The sequence below is a fragment of the Pseudomonas khavaziana genome, from assembly GCF_036704165.1.
Taxonomy (GTDB): Bacteria; Pseudomonadota; Gammaproteobacteria; order Pseudomonadales; family Pseudomonadaceae; genus Aquipseudomonas; species Aquipseudomonas khavaziana.
Genome location: NZ_CP129946.1, coordinates 5,540,566 through 5,556,492 on the forward strand (window position 1 = coordinate 5,540,566; position 15,927 = coordinate 5,556,492).

Consider the following 15,927-nt stretch of genomic DNA (forward strand, 5'->3'; position numbering starts at 1 on the left):
ACGATATAGCCTCGGGCACCCTGCCCGTGGCTACATGCCCTTACGTCGTTCCGCTCGCGCTACACGCTGAACCTCCTGACGCACCTCCTCCAGCACTTCCTGCACATACAACAGGTGACGTGTCGAAACTTCGCGCGCCTGCTCGGCTCGCCCCTCAATGATTGCCAGGTACAAATCCCGATGCTGACTGATCAGCATGTCGCGGGTCTCTGTACGCTGTTGGTACATGCCGCCGATGTTGGTCACCACGTTCCGCTTGAGCAGGTCGAACAAGCCGCGAATGGTGTGCAGCAACACCGCGTTATGACTGGCCTCGGCAATCGCCAAGTGAAACCTTGCATCCGCGGCGCCCTCCTCCACTCGGCTCACCTCATCGGCTCGCGCATAACAATCCTGCAGCGCCTCAAAAGCCGCCGTCAGTCGTTCACGGTCGACCTCCGTGGCACGCAACGCCGCGTAATAGGCACAGGAAGCCTCAAGCGTCTGGCGAAACTCTAAAAGATCCCGCTGCGCCTCGGGATTGTTTTCCAATAAATGCAGCAGCGGATCGCTGAAGGTCGAACCCAGGGAATCCACCACATAGTTGCCACCGCCCTGGCGACTGACCAGCAACCCCTTGGCCGCCAGTTTCTGGATCGCCTCACGCAATGAAGGGCGCGACACACCAAACTGTTCAGCCAAAGCGCGCTCGGCCGGCAAGCGCTCGCCTGACTTCAACGTGCCCTCAAGGATCATGCCCTCAAGCTGCTCGACAATGTCATCAGACAAACGGCGCTGACGCACCTGATCAAACCCCATAACTCACTCTCCACGATCCCGACCACTCGCCGGGCCCCCTATTCTGGCCTATCGCTGCGCTTGCAGCACCTATCAGAACGCCTTCGATTCATCCGATCAGATCGCCTTCCATCACACCCTCAGACCAAAGTTTCGCGAGCGGCAAATTGACACACCCCGGCAATGCCTCTTAATCTAGCCAACAGCGAGTGTAAATTGGTATTACCAATTATCCAAGCACACAAACAACAACAAAATCAGGGGCCACCCCATATGCAAACCTGGCAACAGCTCTACAGCCCTCTCGGCAGCCTCGGCTTGTCCGCAATGGCAGCGGTTATTCCCATCGTGTTTTTCTTCCTGGCCCTTGCCGTCTTTCGCCTTAAAGGCCATGTAGCTGGCAGCATCACCCTGGCGCTGTCGATCCTGGTCGCCATCTTCGCCTTCCAGATGCCAGTAGACATGGCCCTGGCTGCAGCCGGTTATGGCTTTGCCTACGGCTTGTGGCCCATCGCCTGGATCATCGTGGCAGCGGTATTCCTCTACAAATTGACGGTCAAGAGCGGTCAGTTCGAGATCATCCGCAGCTCCGTCTTGTCGATCACCGACGACCAGCGCCTGCAGGTACTGTTGATCGGCTTCTGCTTCGGTGCTTTCCTGGAAGGCGCCGCCGGTTTCGGCGCACCTGTGGCGATTACCGCCGCGCTGCTGGTCGGCCTGGGTTTCAACCCGCTGTACGCCGCCGGCCTGTGCCTGATTGCCAACACCGCGCCAGTGGCCTTCGGTGCATTGGGCATTCCGATCATCGTCGCAGGCCAGGTCACCGGCATTGATGCGTTCAAGATCGGCGCCATGACCGGCCGGCAATTGCCGCTGCTGTCACTGTTCGTGCCCTTCTGGCTGGTGTTCATGATGGACGGCCTGCGTGGCGTTCGCGAAACCTGGCCAGCTGCACTGGTCGCGGGCTTGAGCTTTGCCATCACCCAGTATTTCACCTCCAACTTCATTGGCCCGGAACTGCCGGACATCACCTCGGCGCTCGCCAGTCTGATCGCCCTGACGCTGTTCCTCAAAGTCTGGCAGCCCAAGCGCACCGCAGGCGCACAAATTGCCGGCGCCACCTCCAGCGTAGCGGTCACTTCCAGCGTCGGCGGCTTCGGTTTGCCACGCAGCACCGTGGTTTCGCCCTACAGCCTGGGGCAGATCTTCAAGGCCTGGTCACCGTTCCTGATCCTGACCGTGCTGGTCACCATCTGGACCCTCAAGCCCTTCAAGGCCATGTTCGCCGCGGGCGGTTCGATGTACAGCTGGGTCTTCAACTTTGCGATCCCTCACCTGGATCAACTTGTGATCAAAGTCGCCCCCATCGTGACCAACCCGACCGCCATCCCAGCCGTATTCAAGCTCGACCCGATTTCGGCCACCGGCACCGCGATTTTCTTCTCCGCACTGGTCTCCATGCTGGTGTTGAAAATTGACGTTAAAACTGGTCTTACCACTTTAAAAGAAACTTTCTTTGAGCTGCGTTGGCCGATCCTGTCCATTGGCATGGTGCTGGCGTTTGCTTTCGTCACCAACTATTCGGGCATGTCCTCGACCATGGCCCTGGTGCTGGCCGGCACCGGCGCAGCCTTCCCGTTCTTTTCGCCATTCCTTGGCTGGCTGGGGGTTTTCCTGACAGGCTCCGATACCTCATCCAACGCCCTGTTCAGCTCATTGCAAGCCACCACCGCCCACCAGATCGGTGTCAATGACACCCTGCTGGTAGCGGCTAACACCAGCGGCGGCGTGACCGGCAAAATGATCTCGCCGCAATCGATCGCCGTGGCCTGCGCCGCCACTGGCCTGGTAGGCAAGGAATCCGACCTGTTCCGCTTTACCCTCAAGCACAGCCTGTTTTTTGCCACCATCGTCGGGCTGATCACCTTGGCGCAGGCCTACTGGTTCACCGGTATGCTGGTGCACTGAGACCTGCACGTAATAGGGTAAGAATCGACGCCGGATAACGATTCCGGCGTCTGCTATTTCTGGAGGACCGATGAGCCTGCCTGCTGCTTTTATCAGCGACGTCGCACAACTGATCCCGAAAGATCGTCGTTTCGACGACGCACTTTCCACCCTGGCCTTCGGCACCGACGCCAGCTTTTACCGCCTGGTCCCACAGCTGGTGATCCGCGTGGAGTCAGAAGACGAAGTGGTCACACTGCTGCAACTGGCCCAGCGTGAACGCGTGCCAGTGACCTTTCGTGCCGCCGGCACCAGCCTGTCCGGGCAGGCCATCAGCGACTCGGTGCTGATTGTGCTGGGAGACAATTGGAACCATCGCGAAATCCGCGGGCAAGGCACTCAGATACGCCTGCAACCCGGCGTCATTGGCGCCCAGGCCAACGCCTGGCTCGCGCCATTCGGGCGCAAGATCGGGCCAGACCCGGCGTCGATCAATGCCTGCAAGATTGGCGGTATCGTTGCCAACAACGCCAGTGGCATGTGCTGCGGCACGGCGCAAAATACCTACCACACCCTGGCGGGCATCCGCCTGGTACTGGCTGATGGCAGCCGCCTGGATACGGAAGACGCCGCCAGCGTGCAGGCCTTCCGCCAGACACACGGCGCGTTGCTTGAACGCCTGGCCACATTGGGCCGTGAAACGCGGGAAAATACTGAACTGGCGGCAAAGATTCGCCACAAATACCGTCTGAAAAATACCACCGGCCTTTCACTCAACGCCCTGGTGGATTTCGATGACCCGCTGGATATTCTCAGCCACCTGCTGGTCGGCTCCGAGGGCACCCTGGGGTTTATCAGTGCGGTCACCTACGACACGGTAATCGATCACCCGAACAAAGCCTCGGCGCTGATCGTATTCCCGGATGTCGAGACATGCTGCAACGCAGTAACGGTGCTGAAAACCCAGCCGGTTTCCGCCGTTGAGCTGCTGGACCGACGCAGCATGCGCTCGGTGCAGAACAAGCCGGGCATGCCCGCATTCGTACAACACTTATCGGAAAATGCCTGCGCACTGCTGATCGAATCCCGCGCCGCCTCGCCCGCATTACTGCACGAACAGCTGACAGTGATCATGGCTTCCCTGGCGGCGTTTCCCGTAGAGAAACAGGTCGACTTCACCGAAGACCCCGTGGAAAACGCTCGCCTGTGGGCGATCCGCAAAGACACCTTCCCCGCCGTAGGCGCGGTGCGCAAGACCGGCACCACCGTGATCATCGAAGACGTCACCTTCCCCGTCGAACAACTGGCGATTGGCGTAAACCGCCTGATCGAACTGTTCGACAAACATCACTACGACGAAGCCATCCTTTTCGGACACGCCCTGGAAGGCAATCTGCACTTTGTGTTCACCCAGGGCTTCAACAGCCGCGAAGAAGTCACACGCTATCAAGCGTTCATGGACGACGTCGCGCAGCTAGTGGCGGTTGAATTCGGTGGCTCGCTGAAAGCCGAACACGGCACCGGCCGCAATATGGCGCCGTTCGTCGAGCTGGAGTGGGGCAGCGACGCTTATCAGCTGATGTGGCAACTCAAGCGCCTGCTCGACCCCAACGGAATTCTCAACCCGGATGTAGTGCTCAGTGACGACCCGCAGATCCACCTCAAACACCTCAAGCCCTTGCCCGCCGCCGATGAGCTTGTGGATAAGTGCATTGAGTGCGGGTTCTGCGAGCCGGTGTGCCCGTCAAAGGGCCTTACGTTGAGCCCACGCCAACGCATCGTGATCTGGCGCGATATTCAGGCCAAGCAACGCGCGGGGGTCGATACCACCGAGCTGGAAGCGGCCTACCATTATCAAGGCATCGAGACCTGCGCCGCGACCGGGCTCTGCGCCCAACGCTGCCCGGTCGGTATCAACACCGGTGACCTGGTGAAAAAGCTGCGCAGCCACGAGGCCGACCGTACGAAAACCGCCGAATGGCTTGCCAGTCATTTCTCCACGGCGCTGCAAGGCGCACGCTTTACGCTGCATGTCGCCAATGGTGCACGCATGCTGCTGGGGGCACCGCGCCTGGCGAAGTGGTCAGCCACGCTGACCAAATTGTCCAAAGGCCAGGTTCCGCAGTGGACCAACGCCATGCCTCAACCGGAAAAAGCCATTCGCTTCAGCCCTGCGGTATCGGACGAGCGCCCGCGAGTGGTGTATCTGGCCGCCTGCGTCTCACGCGCCATGGGGCCGGCAGCCGGGGATAAAGAGCAGATGTCGCTGTACGATAAAACCCGCCAACTGCTGGAAAAAGCTGGCTACCAGGTGGTCTTCCCCGACAACCAGGACAGCCTCTGCTGCGGCCAACCCTTCGCATCCAAAGGCTACGCCGAGCAGGCCGAACACAAGCGCCAGGAGCTGATCGGCGCCCTGCTCCACGCCAGCCGTGGCGGCCTCGATCCGATCTATTGCGACACCAGCCCATGCACCCTGCGCTTGGTGCAAGAGTTGGGCGACACGCGCCTGGACCTCTACGACCCGGTGCGTTTCATCCGCACCCACCTGATGGAGCGCCTGGACTTCACCCCCCAGGAAGCGCCCATCGCCGTACACGTCACCTGCAGCACCCAGCACCTGGGCGAAAGCCAGGCGCTGATAGAACTAGCCCGGCGCTGCGCAAAAACCGTGGTAATCCCCGAAGGCATTCATTGCTGCGGGTTTGCCGGCGACAAAGGCTTCACCACGCCGGAACTCAACGCCCACTCCCTGCGATCGCTCAGAGATGCCGTGCAACATTGCAGCGAAGGCATCTCCACCAGCCGCACCTGCGAGATCGGCCTGAGCCAGCATGGCGGCATCGACTACCACGGCTTGGTCTACCTGGTGGACCGGGTCACCCGCGCACGCGCTCACTAACCCGGCAAAAAAACAGAACCCTGGCGCGCTGGCGCAGTCATCTGCATAGGCCTCGACGAACGAGGCTCATCAGTGATGTCGCTGGCAGCGGTTAAACGCCAGCAGCGTCGAGCCCTTTTGCGCAAGGAGATACCCTATGAAGCGTTCCGCTCTTGCTGGCTTGTTTATTACCGCTGCGATGCTGGCCTCCCCTGTGTTTGCAGCCGGCAGTGACAAAGACCTGTGCCAGATCAATCTGGATAAAATCAACAACGGCAAGGCCCTGCTGGCCACCGACACCAGCGGCAAAAGCGGCGAAATAGACACCGCCGTTTCCCAGGCCAAGGCCGCCCTCGCGGCAGGTGATGAGAAGAAGTGCATCGAAATCACCTCCAAGGCCCTGCAGGACCTGCAAAACAGCGACAAAGGCGGCCAGTAAGCGATAGGGCCAACCTTCGGGTTGGCCTTCGCTGACCTTTTGGCGTACACTGCACAGGCTTGTCACTCACTAAGAAACAACGAGTTACAAGCACGGGGCCGTTTAGGATTCGACGCCGGTTGCGAAACTTTAGGTGCATGCCGAGTTGGTAACAGAACTCGTAAATCCACTGTTGCAACTTCTTATAGTTGCCAATGACGAAAACTACGGCCAGGAATTCTCTATCGCTGCGTAAGCAGCCTTAGATCCTGAGCTTCTGGTACCTTCGGGTCCAGCAATCACCAGGGGATGTCTGTAAACCCAAAGTGATTGTCATATAGAACAGAATCGCCGTGCAGTACGTTGTGGACGAAGCGGCTAAAACTTACACAACTCGCCCAAAGCACCCTGCCCTTCGGGTCGCTGAGGGTTAACTTAATAGAAACGGCTACGCATGTAGTACCGACAGCGGAGTACTGGCGGACGGGGGTTCAAATCCCCCCGGCTCCACCACTTCAACATCTAAAGACGTCCACGGACGTCTTTTTTTGTGCCTGAAACCCAGTAGATACGGAGCTTTCAGCGTCGTCACGATCCGATAGCGTCCAGCAGCATCTATGTTTTCGTGTATTCCACGTGGTATTCCAAGCACTCAGCTGTTATTTTTTGGAATACACCACCAACTCTGGAATACATCATGGGTGCCCAAGCCACGCGCCTCTCTGACCTTAAAGTCAAAACCGCAAAGCCTAGTGAAAAGGACTACACGCTGACTGATGGCAACGGCCTTCAGATGCGAGTGAGAAGCAATGGCTCTAAGCTGTGGAATTTTAACTATATCCATCCCGTAACGAAGAGACGGATAAACATGGGTTTAGGTACTTTCCCTGAAGTGAGCCTGGCTCAGGCGCGCAAGCGAACCGTCGAGGCTAGAGAGCTTGTTGCCCAAGGGATCGATCCGAAGGAACAACGCAACGCTCATCGTCAGGCGAAAAAAGCCGCGACCGAACATACCTTTCAGAACATCGCGACAGCTTGGTATGAACTGAAAAAAGACTCAGTAACGGAGGCCTACGCCGAGGACATCTGGCGCTCCCTCACGCTACACATCTTCCCTGATGTGGGCACCACTCCGATCTCAGCCATCAATGCCCCTCAGGTTATCAACTTGCTCCGACCACTCGAGACCAAGGGCAGCCTTGAAACTGTGAAGCGGCTGACGCAGCGACTCAACGAGATCATGACCTACGGGGTCAACTCGGGACTGATTCACGCGAACCCGCTTAGCGGCATACGCTCCGTCTTCAAGAAACCGAAAAAGAAAAACATGCTGGCACTACCCCCCGATGAGCTGAAGGAGCTCATGGTGGCAATAGCCAATGCCAGCATAAAAAGAACAACCCGCTGCCTGATCGAGTGGCAGCTCCACACCATGACCCGGCCAGTGGAAGCGGCAACCACACGTTGGGCGGACATCGATATTGATAGAAGAATCTGGACGATTCCTGCGGAACGAATGAAGAAACGCCGTACGCATATCATCCCACTCACGGAGCAGGCTCTCGCACTGCTGGAGACGATCAAGCCGTACAGCGGACACCGAGAATATGTGTTCCCCGCAGACCGGAACCCCCGCACCCACTGCAACAGCCAGACCGCCAACATGGCGCTGAAGCGAATGGGCTTCGAGGGACGCCTGGTCAGCCACGGTATGCGCTCGATGGGTAGCACAATCCTCAACGAGCATGGCTGGGATCCCGAGTTGATCGAGGTAGCACTGGCCCACGTCGATAAAGACGAGGTTCGCAGTGCCTACAACCGTGCGGACTACATCGAGCGGAGACGCCCAATGATGACCTGGTGGAGTGAGCACATCCAGGAAGCAGCAACGGGCAATCTGTCGGTGTCAGCCATCCAGGAGAATCGCGACAGAAAAGTCGTTTCGATACGCTGATCAACAAACAGCGCCCCAAAATAGCGGGTGAAGGCAGGCTAAAATGGCGAATAGCAGGCCTTGGTTGTGCCTGGCAAACTGAGGACCATTCATTTTTGCTGGTCGGGCATAAGGTGATTATAAAAAGGGAGGACATGTGGCCCTCCCTTATCAATACTTACACCCCTGTCTCAGCGGTGTTCTGAACGTCATAAATCTTTTCAGAGAAGTGAGATTTGAGCCGGTGATCCAGTAGCGCTTTGAAAATATCAGGGCAGCTTTCTGGCGTAGGCGCGATTTTTCCGTCAGCTTGGAAGGGGATGTTTAGACCGAAGTTAGCGTACTCGCGTCGCAGATTGCCCATGAATCTTGCATCGAGGTAATGACCCTTCATCTTGATGGCACACGCCCTGCGAAGCTGCATTGCATTTGTACCAACGTAGGCGCTCACCACGTCGGTAGTGGTGAAAAGTGCTTGGAAGTCGGCATGGGCTAGGAGCTGAGTAAAGTCATCCTGGTGGGCAGCCTTGTGGCTCAGTATCGATTCAAAGCTGGGTTTGTGTTTGATGAATATGGTGTCATTCAGCACCGCCATGTCGAAGTCCTTAGCGATGTGAAAGCTGGGCGCCTCATCAAGTTTGAGCGTTTTGGATTTGAAAAAGGTATGAATGGCACCAGCTCGCTTCTTGGTCTTCCATGTGGAATCCGTCTTGCGCACACAGTACAGATTGCCCTGAGCACTGGAGAACTTCACCACATAAAACTCGGCGTTCGCGAGCTCTTCCATTTTGGAGATTCGCTTGGCTGGGGTCTGGTCGTGCGACTCCGCTACGAACTTGGCTGCGTGAGTTTCGTCCTGAGGAATGGTGAGCGCACTCGATTGATTGTTTTCAGCGAGTAACCCGTATTCAAGCGTTTCAGTGAGCGCCGCTTTGAAGGCGGCTGCCGTCGACCTCAATGCCACTTTGAGGTCATTATCCAGGCTTACCCATTTGCCCGTGTATTTCGGCTCTGGTGGCGTACCTTTTGTATATCGTTTGAATATCCAGAAATTGACCGTTGCTTGTTCGAGATCAAAATCGTGTAGATCCTGCAGCACTGCCATGGCTAATCCCTTTTCACTATGACTTCTTGAATGAACTCGACGTCGATATAGGCTCTGGCGGCGGGCCTAAACTCAGTTTTGGCCAAGGCTTTATCTACGCGCTCAGTTGGGCTGTTCTGGTAAGTGTATTTGATCTCGTACAACTTCCAACCCAGGATAATCAGAATTGGATTGAGGACGACTTGGCCGGTTTTGTAGGACAGCCAAAAAACCCACACCATGAATAGCGCAAAGCCCATCACCTTGGTCAATAGTGAGTATTCAAGACTCATGAACGAGACTATGTAGGGCACTACGTAATTGATCAGGTCAGTTGGAATTTGTTTTGACTCAATGATAGTAATGCTCTGAGGCTCTTGCTTACACCAGATCACAAAGATGGTGGTTAGAAAGCAAACCAGGCAGCAGAGAACAAATCCAATCGCAAGGCCAGAATTATTGAAAGGGAGCTCGCACTCCGACGACATCCGCGAAAGCGTTGAACAAAAAGGCCTACTAATGAGCTCGACCTTCAGGTCCTGAACCAGCAGAATGATGCTGAGCGGAAGGTAGGAGCCCAAGAAGATTGCTGCGGCGAATACTAGCCTGAGTTCCATTATGCATCCCTGCGAGGACGGGGGAATTTATCCGTCCCTGGCGCGAAAATTGATGGTAATCAGGATAACGGCGATCACTGGCTGCTGCTAGTGGCATAATGCTCCAGCAAGCTAAAGAATCTAGGCTATTGGCGCTGACACGATTTTGACCCAGGCTGTCAATTTAGCTTGGCCTAAATGCTGCGTTCGCCCCCTCGCAATGACTCGCCCTCTGTTTCCCACACCCATCGAAGGGCTGCTATTGGCCAATTTAGCCCGTTACACCATTGATTTCGCTGCTAAAAAGCGGCCATTCGATTCAAAAAAATCTCAGCCACACATCATCGCAATGACATCAACAGTAGAAGGTCATTCCCCATGTCATTGCAATGCCCACGTTGTCACTCCCCCAAAGTCGCGTCCTTCCATCACGCCATGAAAGTCGGGGCCGCCATCGGCATCGTGGGCGGCGTTGCGCGTGGCGTCAGCGCTGCCATGGCAGGTGGTCAGGCCGGCGCAGCTATCGGTGCGCTCGCCGGGCCAGTCGGCATCACCCTAGCTTCCGTGTCGGGGGCCATACTCGGCGGTCTGGCCGGAGGCGTGGGCGGCTGCGCGCTCGGCGCTCAACTGGGCGAGTCGCTCGACCGCCACGTCCTGGCCCACAACCTCTGTCTGCTCTGCGGTCATCGCTTCAATCTGTCGACCTGATCGGCATCCTCACCATTCTCATTTCTATCCTTCGGTCGGTGCTGCGCTGTGCGCGGCGCTTTATGCCGACTTGCACCCATAGGAATCGTTCACATGGCACATCTCGTCGAAACCATGGCCTACGCTGGCGCTACCCCGTGGCACGGCATAGGCAATCAACTCACTCAGAAACAGCCCATCGAAGTCTGGCAACGCGAGGCGGGTATGGACTGGCAGATCCTGGAAAGCCCCGTGCATTTCAAGTCAGAAGTCGCGGGGCATCTGGGGACCATCCACTCCTTCCCTGAACAGAAGGTGCTCTACCGTTCGGACACCAAGTCACCACTGTCAGTGGTATCCCAGCGCTATCACACGGTGCAGCCTCGGGAAGTGCTCGAGTTCTACCGGGATCTGACCGACGTCTCCGGCTATGAGCTGGAAACCGCCGGCGTGCTCAAAGGCGGGCGCAAGTTCTGGGCGCTGGCGCGTACCGGGCAAGGTGCTGCGCTCAAGGGTAACGACCAGGTCAACGGCTATCTGCTGCTGGCAACATCCTGCGACGGCACCCTGGCCACCACGGCAACACCGACCACAGTGCGCGTGGTGTGCAACAACACGCTGACTATCGCTCTTGATGGCACCAGCCGCGCGATCAAGGTGCCGCACAACACCCGCTTCGATCCGAAGGCAGTGAAAAAGCAACTCGGCATAGCCGTCTCCGGTTGGGACGAGTTTATGTACCGCATGCGCGCCCTAGCCGAGCGCAAGGTCCAGTGGCATGAGGCGCTGGGTTTCTTCATGAATGTGCTGTGCGAAACCAACCCGACCGGTGCTCTGCCGGAAGTCCTGCCCAACGAGCGCGCCCTGCGCAAAGTTCAAGAGCTGTACGAGGGTCGTGGCCGCGGCAGTCAGCTGGACTCAGCACGCGGAACCGCCTGGGGCCTGCTCAACTCCGTGACCGAGTTTGTCGACCACGAACGGCGGGCACGCAGCAACGAGTACCGCATGGACTCGGCCTGGTTCGGCCAGGGCGCGCAGATCAAGCAACGCGCCCTGGACACCGCCCTGCAACTGGTCACCTGACCGCTTACCTCTTCCCCCCTATAACGCCCGACCAGCCTCGTCGCTGGTCGGGCGTTTCTATTTCCGCAAGGTGAACGCTATGAAAGCTACTTCGTTGAGCAGCACCAGCAAGGCTCGCCCAGCGCTACGCCTAATCAGTACCAAGGAATTACCCCGTGAAGACTGGCTGGCAGTGCGTAAGCAAGGCATCGGCAGTTCTGATGCAGCCGCCGCAGTGGGTCTGAATCCCTACAAGTCGCAGCTGGAACTGTGGCTGGAGAAAACCGGCCGCGATACCACACTGCCGAAGGCCGATCCCCACGATGAGGAAAGCCCGATGTACTGGGGCAACGTGCTGGAGCCCATCGTGGCTTGGCATTACAGCAAGCGCACTAAGAACAAGGTACGGCGCATCAACGCCGTGCTGCAGCATCCGAATCCTGAGTTGCCCTGGATGCTCGCCAACATCGACCGAGAGGTCATCGGTGCGGACGATGTGCAGATCCTCGAATGCAAAACGGCCGGCATAAACGGCGCACGCCTCTGGAAAGAAGGCGTGCCTGAGTATGTACAGCTACAGGTGATGCACCAGCTCGCCGTCACCGGCAAGCAGGCGGCAGATGTGGCGGTACTGCTCGGCGGCCAGACGTTGGAGATCCACAGAATTGAACGGAACGAGCAGATGATTGCCCGCCTGGTCGAGCTGGAGCGCAAGTTCTGGTCCTATGTAGAAACCGACACCCCGCCACCCGCCGACGGTAGTGCTTCGGCCGAGGCGGCTTTGCGCTGCCTATATCCAGAGGACAACGGCCAGACGGTCGACTTCAGTGGTCGTGCTGGTTTGGCTGCCGCCTACCTGGAGCTCAAAGCCGTGCGCCAATCCATCAGCGAGAAGGAAACACGCGAAGCCCAGATTAAGCAGATGCTTCAACAGGCCATGGGTGAAGCCACACGAGCGGAGTTCAGCAACGGCTTTATCAGCTGGCGCAAAGCCAAGGACAGCATCGGTCTGGACGTCACTCAGTTGCTCAAGGACAAGCCTTATTTGCAGGCCAAGTACACGTTGCCGAAGCCTGGTGCACGGCGCTTTCTGGTGGTCTGATTCCCATCCCCTCAATCATTCCCTCCCCTTGGCCAGCCCATGCAGTTCGTTCTGCGTGACTGGCCTTTTTTCATTTCTAGGAGAACCACCATGCTGAAAGGTCTGGCTATCACACCGCCCGTGCTCGGGCGGATTTCCATCGGCAAGGTCATCGAGAAAAACGGCAAGCGTCTGCCGGAGAAAGATGATCAATTCACCATCACCTCGCAGGTACAGGCCAAGGACGGCTGGCTGCTACACCCGCTCAATGACGAGCTACGCAAAGGCCACGAGGACAAGCTGCGCAGCATTCCGATGCGCCTGCTTTTCAACGAGCCCGAGTTGAACTTCCGCGCCGACTACAACCTGTTTGATCGGCAGTCTGGCAGGCCGTTGTGCGTGGGCAATGGCGAGACCTGCAAGCGTGCCACTCAAGACGGCATGCAGTCACTTCCCTGCCCCTCGCCGGATGCGTGTCCATTGGCCAAAGGGGGGGCCTGCAAGCCTTATGGTCGGCTGAACGTACTCATCGGTGATGACGATCCGCTGGGCAGCTTCGTGTTCCGTACCACCGGCTTCAATAGCATCCGCACTCTGGCCGCTCGGCTGCATTACTTCCAAGCCATCTCGGGCAACCGCCTGGCCTGCCTGCCGCTGGAACTGCGTCTGCGCGGCAAGTCCACCCGGCAAAGCCACGGCACGCCGATCTTCTACGTCGATATCACCGTGCGCAGCGGCATGAGCATGGAGGAAGCATTGCTCGCCGCTCGGCAGCTCGATGAAGCCCGGCAATCTGCGGGCTTCGATCAGGCCTCATTGGACAGCGCAGCGAAGCATGGGCTCGGCAACGGGGCGTTCGAGGACAGCGAGGAAGACGGTGACGCCGTGATCGAGGAGTTTTATTCGCGCACGGATGCCACCACCGGCGCTGCCCAGAGTGACGAACCGCAACCGGCACCCAACTCACTCGCGGGCAAGCTGGAAGCGCTCGCCTCGCACGCCAACTGATACCACTCCTGCCTGGACTGAATGCATCGGCCAGGCAGGCTCTTTCGGAAAGCCGTCATGACCCTGCTTCGATTTCTATTCTGCCTATTCATTTTCATCGGGGCGCTGGCTGCAGCAGGCGTACTGGTGCTGAGCATTCTGCTAATGCTGCGTTTCCCGCCGTTGCTGGTCGCCGTAGTCCTTGCGTGCTGGATTCTGAACCGCCTGTGCAAGCTACTGCGCGCATCCGGCCAGGACAATCCCACGAAAAATCCCGCATCACAGGGGTGACCTCAGCAACCTTTATGAGCGGCCAGACAGGGAATGGCCGCACTTAACCCATCAGGAGAATGAACGATGATCAGACAATGTTTGATCTGCGACTCAAGAGCCGTCCTGGCCCAGGAGGCCGCAAGAGGCGTTGCCCTGCTGGCCGGCCTGGCCGATGGCGCGCTACGAGGAGTTCAGGACACGAATCAGGGCACGCAGGATCGCCTCGGATACAACTCGCTACTGAGTGGGCTGGCCGCCATCGCACCGACTTACCCATCGGCGCTGCGATTGGCTGAGGATGTCGCCAAATATCACTTCGCAGGCGAAGACTGTCTGTGCCTGCGCTGCGGCGCTTTATTGATGAGGCGGTGAAGGAAGCTTCTGAGCAAGCGCCTCAGCCGCAGTAAAATAGCAACTCAGTCACGACCGAGCCGGTCAACAAGACGCTCCACCACACCCATGACGAGTGCGCGGTCATCCGTATCCAGCGTGGACAGTAAATCGTCGAGCCTGCGCGCCTGGTCTTCTGGGCGTGAACTGCCCGCCGTCAGCAAGTCGGCGGTTTCACAGCCAAAAATTTCCGCTAACTCGACCAAACGCTCGATGTTAGGCATGACGATCCCGCGCTCGATACGGGATACAGCCTCACTTCCAATCCCAAGCTTTTCCGCAACCTGTTCCTGACTCAGCTTGCAACGAGCACGCTGGCGAGCAATTGCTTGACCAACAAGCTCCGCCAGCTGCTTCGATTCGGTTTTTGCCATGCCGCCCTCCAGTTCAACCTGGATGGTTGGGCATCAACCTGTTGACATGAAGGACTTCCCAAGCTGAGACTCACCCCAAAAGGTTGATATTCGACTTTTTCTCTAAACCACCACCTCTTGCAGGGAGCTCAAAAAAACATGATCGTCGTAACGGGCCCGAATGAAGCGCAGATTGAAGGTCTCCTGAGAAGCAAAACATCCTTCGAGATCAATGGCCTCAGGGGCAATTTCATGGCAGGTATCAAACTTGTCGAAACCAAGATTGAAAGCCAGGGACTGAAGTGTCGAGTCAGAAGTGACGTGAAAAGTGCTGTGGTACAGGGCGGCGCACTCGGTGCTGTATTCAGCGTCCTGTCCACACCTGCAACACTGACCGTGGTAACGCTCGGGGCCGTCGCAAGCGTGGGGCACGGTCTAGTTACCTACAACCCTGATTACGAAATCCTCAAGGACTACGTGAATCAGCGGCTCAAGGTCATCTACAAGAAATAACCCCATTCATTCCCACAACTACCAACAGCGAAGAACCCTGTTGTTCTGCTGGGCTCGTTTGCCCCGTCATCAGTCGTTAATTTTGCACAGAAGCAACAAACTGGAGTGAACCCATGAAACGGATACTCAGCATCGTGCTGCTCATTTTTTGCGCCAACGCAAACGCCGTCGTGGACCATTACGCATGGGGCGCTATCGCCTTCCCAGACGAGACTTCAACCAATGGCCTCCCCGAAGCTATCCCGTGTATTGCCAAGAAAGCCTTCAATGGTCAGCCCATGCTGAAATGCACGTGGCTGGAGACCGCCCGCGATGTACTCATCTGGGATGCCCAGCGTCAACTGGACGTGCGCTATGTCAACCAAGTAAGTGGTCAGTGCCTGCGCGGCAAGTGCCGGATAAGCAATGCCATGGTGGGTGAGTGGAACCAGGACGTTTTGTTCACAATATCGATCTGGTATCGCATCGGCACCAGCACCGACGGCAAGCCAGTGGCCTACCGCATCGATACCTCCCGTCAAGTGTCGTATGCCGAGGCGGGATCTCTCCTGTACCAGTTCTACCTGGACATTGGGGTACCTGACGACCAACTCGTCCCTACATTTAACGGGCGCTATGACGGCGGCCATGCAGCTTGGCAAGCACAGAAAGGAGGGGCGAAACCAGCGACTCAGCAGTCACCTGCCCCTTCGACCCAAACCGAGTGGCCAGAAGTCAAAACCGCTTGGTGCAACCCACGCATGGATGATGATTGCTACATCAACAGCAAGAAAGTCCCTATTGCCGAACTGGGCAAGTGGTTGCCGGACATCAGCGAATCAAATGCCGACCAGCTAGGAGGTCACTGTGAAACCATCCTCTGCTTCGACAAAGATGACCAACCGATGGGCTATCTGTTGCAATAACAATCCTGAGCAATACTCGCCTTGCTAATCCTGCAAATAG

The 15,927-nt window shown here is 57.5% G+C and carries 16 protein-coding genes and 1 other RNA gene; 13 read left to right on the top strand and 4 right to left on the bottom strand.

Features of this window, described 5'->3' with window-relative positions; translation table 11 throughout:
- Positions 1–30: 30 nt before the first annotated feature.
- Complete coding sequence (locus QYQ93_RS24855) at positions 31–798, bottom strand: GntR family transcriptional regulator (RefSeq protein WP_034117836.1); 768 nt, start codon at positions 796–798, stop codon at positions 31–33.
- Positions 799–1,050: 252 nt separating this feature from the next.
- On the opposite strand from QYQ93_RS24855, the gene QYQ93_RS24860 reads away from it, so the two are divergent.
- The 5 genes from QYQ93_RS24860 (at position 1,051) to QYQ93_RS24880 (ending at position 7,977) form a co-directional block, all read left to right on the top strand.
- Positions 1,051–2,745, top strand: a complete 1,695-nt coding sequence (locus tag QYQ93_RS24860; protein WP_338475675.1) for a lactate permease LctP family transporter — start codon at positions 1,051–1,053, stop codon at positions 2,743–2,745.
- A gap of 70 nt (positions 2,746–2,815) precedes the next feature.
- Positions 2,816–5,626 carry an FAD-binding and (Fe-S)-binding domain-containing protein gene (locus tag QYQ93_RS24865; protein WP_338475676.1) on the top strand — a complete coding sequence of 937 codons (2,811 nt, stop codon included), beginning with the start codon at positions 2,816–2,818 and terminating at the stop codon, positions 5,624–5,626.
- Between the two features lie 136 nt (positions 5,627–5,762).
- Positions 5,763–6,044, top strand: a complete 282-nt coding sequence (locus QYQ93_RS24870) for a hypothetical protein (protein ID WP_043048402.1) — start codon at positions 5,763–5,765, stop codon at positions 6,042–6,044.
- 94 nt (positions 6,045–6,138) lie between these two features.
- Positions 6,139–6,536: a transfer-messenger RNA gene (ssrA, locus tag QYQ93_RS24875) on the top strand.
- A gap of 184 nt (positions 6,537–6,720) precedes the next feature.
- On the top strand, positions 6,721–7,977 hold the full coding sequence (locus tag QYQ93_RS24880; RefSeq protein WP_338475677.1) for an integrase domain-containing protein: 1,257 nt from the start codon (positions 6,721–6,723) through the stop codon (positions 7,975–7,977).
- 157 nt (positions 7,978–8,134) lie between these two features.
- Here the strand turns inward: QYQ93_RS24880 and QYQ93_RS24885 are convergent, their stop codons facing one another.
- On the bottom strand, positions 8,135–9,061 hold the full coding sequence (locus QYQ93_RS24885; RefSeq protein WP_043048404.1) for a Kiwa anti-phage protein KwaB-like domain-containing protein: 927 nt from the start codon (positions 9,059–9,061) through the stop codon (positions 8,135–8,137).
- A gap of 2 nt (positions 9,062–9,063) precedes the next feature.
- Positions 9,064–9,657 (bottom strand): hypothetical protein, encoded by a 594-nt coding sequence (locus QYQ93_RS24890; RefSeq protein WP_052501134.1) that lies wholly within the window; start codon positions 9,655–9,657, stop codon positions 9,064–9,066.
- Between the two features lie 357 nt (positions 9,658–10,014).
- On the opposite strand from QYQ93_RS24890, the gene QYQ93_RS24895 reads away from it, so the two are divergent.
- From QYQ93_RS24895 to QYQ93_RS24920, 6 genes are all read left to right on the top strand, one after another.
- Positions 10,015–10,344 carry a hypothetical protein gene (locus QYQ93_RS24895; protein ID WP_043048406.1) on the top strand — a complete coding sequence of 110 codons (330 nt, stop codon included), beginning with the start codon at positions 10,015–10,017 and terminating at the stop codon, positions 10,342–10,344.
- A gap of 93 nt (positions 10,345–10,437) precedes the next feature.
- On the top strand, positions 10,438–11,406 hold the full coding sequence (locus QYQ93_RS24900; protein WP_338475678.1) for a DUF932 domain-containing protein: 969 nt from the start codon (positions 10,438–10,440) through the stop codon (positions 11,404–11,406).
- 79 nt (positions 11,407–11,485) lie between these two features.
- The gene (locus QYQ93_RS24905; RefSeq protein ID WP_338475679.1) at positions 11,486–12,487 is read left to right on the top strand and encodes a lambda-exonuclease family protein; all 1,002 of its coding nucleotides are present in this window, start codon (positions 11,486–11,488) and stop codon (positions 12,485–12,487) included.
- Between the two features lie 90 nt (positions 12,488–12,577).
- On the top strand, positions 12,578–13,474 hold the full coding sequence (locus QYQ93_RS24910) for a hydrolase or metal-binding protein (protein WP_338475681.1): 897 nt from the start codon (positions 12,578–12,580) through the stop codon (positions 13,472–13,474).
- Between the two features lie 57 nt (positions 13,475–13,531).
- Positions 13,532–13,744 (top strand): hypothetical protein, encoded by a 213-nt coding sequence (locus QYQ93_RS24915; RefSeq protein ID WP_338475683.1) that lies wholly within the window; start codon positions 13,532–13,534, stop codon positions 13,742–13,744.
- Positions 13,745–13,810: 66 nt separating this feature from the next.
- A complete protein-coding gene (locus QYQ93_RS24920; RefSeq protein WP_338475685.1) occupies positions 13,811–14,098 on the top strand; it encodes a hypothetical protein in 288 nt (95 codons plus the stop codon).
- A gap of 44 nt (positions 14,099–14,142) precedes the next feature.
- Here the strand turns inward: QYQ93_RS24920 and QYQ93_RS24925 are convergent, their stop codons facing one another.
- Entirely contained in the window at positions 14,143–14,490 is a 348-nt protein-coding gene (locus QYQ93_RS24925) for a helix-turn-helix domain-containing protein (protein ID WP_043048414.1), read from the bottom strand.
- Positions 14,491–14,628: 138 nt separating this feature from the next.
- Between QYQ93_RS24925 and QYQ93_RS24930 the strand changes: the two genes are divergently transcribed.
- Positions 14,629–14,982 (top strand): hypothetical protein, encoded by a 354-nt coding sequence (locus tag QYQ93_RS24930; protein WP_338475687.1) that lies wholly within the window; start codon positions 14,629–14,631, stop codon positions 14,980–14,982.
- A gap of 113 nt (positions 14,983–15,095) precedes the next feature.
- Positions 15,096–15,887 carry a hypothetical protein gene (locus tag QYQ93_RS24935; RefSeq protein WP_338475689.1) on the top strand — a complete coding sequence of 264 codons (792 nt, stop codon included), beginning with the start codon at positions 15,096–15,098 and terminating at the stop codon, positions 15,885–15,887.
- The last annotated feature ends 40 nt before the right edge of the window (positions 15,888–15,927 follow it).